General features: G+C 64.0%; 4 protein-coding genes and 2 pseudogenes. 4 read left to right on the top strand and 2 right to left on the bottom strand.

The genetic code is table 11. The features are described from left to right. Nucleotides 1–111, top strand: a pseudogene (locus A6A05_RS20540) (IS5/IS1182 family transposase); the annotation flags it as partial. A 234-nt stretch (nt 112–345) separates the two neighbouring features. Here A6A05_RS20540 and A6A05_RS02185 read toward each other — a convergent pair. Continuing rightward, a pseudogene (locus tag A6A05_RS02185) lies at nt 346–618 on the bottom strand (transposase); the annotation flags it as partial. Nucleotides 619–809: 191 nt separating this feature from the next. Between A6A05_RS02185 and A6A05_RS02180 the strand changes: the two are divergent. The 3 genes from A6A05_RS02180 to A6A05_RS19850 all read left to right on the top strand — a co-directional run bounded on the left by A6A05_RS02180 (nt 810) and on the right by A6A05_RS19850 (nt 3,302). Beyond that, nucleotides 810–1,046 (top strand): type II toxin-antitoxin system Phd/YefM family antitoxin, encoded by a 237-nt coding sequence (locus A6A05_RS02180; RefSeq protein WP_068497029.1) that lies wholly within the window; start codon nt 810–812, stop codon nt 1,044–1,046. Between the two features lie 4 nt (nt 1,047–1,050). Beyond that, complete coding sequence (locus tag A6A05_RS02175; RefSeq protein WP_068497024.1) at nt 1,051–1,509, top strand: PIN domain-containing protein; 459 nt, start codon at nt 1,051–1,053, stop codon at nt 1,507–1,509. Nucleotides 1,510–1,610: 101 nt separating this feature from the next. Continuing rightward, the gene (locus tag A6A05_RS19850) at nt 1,611–3,302 is read left to right on the top strand and encodes a DUF7168 domain-containing protein (protein ID WP_156520852.1); all 1,692 of its coding nucleotides are present in this window, start codon (nt 1,611–1,613) and stop codon (nt 3,300–3,302) included. Nucleotides 3,303–3,328: 26 nt separating this feature from the next. Here A6A05_RS19850 and A6A05_RS02165 read toward each other — a convergent pair. Beyond that, the coding region (locus A6A05_RS02165; protein WP_156520851.1) for a transposase at nt 3,329–3,583 on the bottom strand (255 nt) is incomplete at its 5' end.

Below are 3,583 nucleotides of genomic sequence, written 5' to 3'. Positions count from 1 at the left end.
TGCCGACGCCTCGCCAAGGACTTCGAGAACCTCGCCAGAATGGCGCTGGCGTTCCTGCGCCTGGCCATGATCCGCCTCATGCTGCGCAGAATCGCAAGGCACAGGAAATAATAGGGAACTTCGCGGACGGACTCTTAGGCGGAGCGGACTGCCCCCATCCTAAAGTCACGCTGACATTCTGATATCGCATGGGCCATAAGCCTCCTCCAACAGCGCCTACCGGTTCTGACGAGTGGGGGGGGGTACCGCAACAAGTGCGGATGGCTGCGGCTGAATCACCCTATCTGACCGCTCACACTGCCGCGCTTGCTGATGCCGAGCAATGTTTGCTGGTTCTTCGACGCCTCAAGTGGATTTGAAGAGGTCGCCGAGAGGCGCCGCGATCAGGTAGATCATTGTCGCGAAGGTTGTGGTGTTGCGGTATCCCCTGGCGCGAGCGCGGGCGGCCTGGAACAGGCCGTTGAAGCCCTCGAGGCGGGCGTTGGAATGGGTTGACGTCCAGCGTTCGAGGATGCGGCTACGGTGGTTCTCGACGGTGCCCAGCGCCTTGCGGATGGGATCGAGGATGGTGTTGTCACCGATCACCTCGTGGGCATGGCGCAGGAAGTTGGTGATGCGACAGGGTGGAAACCACGGTGGAAACTACCCGCTGGAAACTACCCAAAAACCGCCCGAATGGGTGGTTTTGCGGCAACTACCCGAATGAGTAGTTGCCACCCGGCCTGTACCACCTCGTCCTGAAGAAAGGTTGCAGGGCCAACAGCCCCCATGTAGTGTTTGTCACTACATCCTCTGCCATGAAGAGCTCGATGCGCACCATTCCCGCCGCCGATGCCAATCGCGAATTCTCGAAGCTTCTTCGTGACGTGAGCGAAGGCGAGACCATCGTGATCACGTCGCGCGGCAAGCCGGTGGCGCGGATATCGCCCGTGGGCGAGGCCGATCTGCCAGGGCGGGACAGCGCACGAGCTGCGCTGTTGATGCGCCTGCGCGAACAGCCCGCCATCGGAACCACCTGGACCCGTGACGAGTTGTACGAGGGCTGATCCCATGCTGGCGCTCGACACCAACGTCCTGGCCTATGCCGAGGGCGTCAACGATGCCCGCCGTCAGACTCGCGCCTTGGAGATCATCGCGACCCTGCCGTCGGGCATGGTGCTGGTTCCGGTGCAGGTTCTTGGGGAACTGCATCGCGTGCTGACGGTCAAGGCCGGCCGCACGCCCGAGGCCGCGCGGGATGCCATCTTGTCGTGGATGGATGCTCTGGTCTGTCGGGATACATCGTCTTCCGCCCTGCTGTCGGCGCTGGATCTGGTGGCCGATCACCGGCTGTCGTTCTGGGATGCGCTGATTCTGGCCGTCGCCGCCGAGGCCGGATGCCGTCTGCTGTTGACCGAGGATTTGCACGAGGGATTCACCTGGCATGGGGTGACCGTGGTCAACCCCTTCGCGGAAACCATCCATCCCTTGCTGGCCGGCATGATGAATGCTGCGGGCCATATCCACTAACCCGATTCGACGCGGCGATGACCATGATAAAGCGGGCGGTTCCTCAGATCGAGCATGCACTGCGTTTACGGCAGGTGGCGACGAAACTGGCATTGGAGGCCATGGCATTTGCTCCCAGGGCCAAGGTGGAGGAGACGGTTCGGGGTTGGTTCGGCAAGGGCTTTGATCCCGCCGGTCCTTCAGTGCTGGCGCGGGCCTTGGCCCTGGCGGCCGATCTGGCGATAACTTTGCCCTCGGCCAGCGGCAGTACCGCCATCGACCGCATGCTGCGCCAGCGCCGCCCGCAACCGGGCGAGGAAGATGCTTATGACTCCCTGCGCCGGATCCGCTTCCGCCTGCTGCGGATCACCGGCGAGGCATCGGACGGAAGCTTGCTGCTCGACGACATGGCCGATGGCGGCACGGTGCGGCTCTACGACGACATCATCCCTGTTCTGCCGGGGCTGATGCTGGCGATGCGACTGTGCCCTATCCCCGTGACCGACGGCTTCATCGCCGTCAGCGCGGTCACCCCGCTGGACGATTCCACGCTGGCCGTGGCGCAGCCGTTCATCCGCTCCGGGGGCAAGGGCCTGTCCAATCCCCATCGCTGCGCCGAGGCGATCTATCGCCACGTCCTGCGCCATGGCGGGCTGGAAGTCCCCGGCATCACCGACATTTCCGAACGCCTCGATGCGGCCGGGGATTTTCCCTATGGCCCCGAGGACAGCGACCTCGACGCCCTGGCTTTCTCCTGGGTGGAGGGCGAACCGACCGCCGACGAACTCGCCCTGGCCCGTCGGATGACCGATGCCGAAAGCATCATCGAAGCGGTGTCGACAGGTGCCTTTGCCCGCCATTGCGGACGGGATGATTTGGCGACCGGTTATCGCAAGCTCGCCTCGGTGATGATGGAGACCGTGCAGCGCCGCGCCCGTTCCGGCTGGGGCGGGCGTGTCGTTTCGCTCGATGCTGTCGCCGCCGAAATAGACCGCGCCGCGGCGGCGGGCGAATGTCCCCCGGTGGTGCGGGAATGGTTCGACGACTTGCGCCGCCAGGTGCGGGTATCGTCCGCCGGATCGCACCATGACGCCGACCTCAACCGCCTGATCCAGCGCATTCAGGCTTTACGGGCCAAGACCGTGGATCAGGGCTGCACCGAAGAGGAAGCCCTGGCCGCCGCCGAGAAGGTGGCGGAATTGCTCGATCGCTACGGCCTGTCGCTCAGTGAACTGGACCTGCGCCGCCAAGCTTGCGAGGGCGTCGGCATCGAGACCGACCGCCGCCGCACCGGCCCCATCGACGAATGCGTCCCTGCGGTGGCCGCATATTTCGACTGCCGGACCTGGATCGAAAAGACTGCAACGGGCTTCGTCCGCCATGTCTTCTTCGGCCTGCCCGCCGATGTGGAAGCCGCCCACTATCTCTATGACCTGATCGAGATCGCCTTCGCCACCGAAACCCGGCATTTCAAGACCGGGGCGGTCTATGCCGACCTTGAGTCCGGCGAACGGCGCAGCGGCACCAACTCGTTCCAGATCGGCCTGGCCCACGGCATCGCCTGCAAGCTGCACAGTATGCGCGAGGAACGCGAGGCGGCAATGGTCCGCTCATCGGGCCGTGATCTGGTGCCGATCAAGGCATCGGTGGTCGATGACGAACTGGACAGTCTGGGCATCAATTTCACCGTCAAGGGCAGCCGCGCGCGGCGTACCGTGCTGTCGGATGCCTATGAGGCGGGAAGCGAAGCCGCGCAACGCTTCGACATCCACCCCGGTCTGAACCATCGCCGAGGCCGACGACCGGAACGGTGACGAGAATGGCTAGGAGCTGTGGACACTTAGCGCATCCACAGGATGATGGCGGCGATAGTGACGACGGCGCTGTAGTTGGCTGCCGTCTTCTCATATCGGGTTGCGACGCGTCGGAATTGCTTGAGTTTGCTGAAGCCGCACTCGACCAAGTGGCGCTGGGCATAGAGGTGCTTGTCTAGCGGATGCTTGTGGGCGCGCGACGGGTTGTTGGGGATAACGGCAATGGCGCCCTTGTCGGCAATCATTTGGCGGAAGTGGTCGGCGTCGTAGGCCGTGTCGGC

Source organism: Magnetospirillum moscoviense (assembly GCF_001650635.1).
Taxonomy (GTDB): domain Bacteria; phylum Pseudomonadota; class Alphaproteobacteria; order Rhodospirillales; family Magnetospirillaceae; genus Magnetospirillum; species Magnetospirillum moscoviense.
Note: the sequence above shows the minus strand (reverse complement) of the source record. Positions and strands in the feature narration are given on the sequence as shown.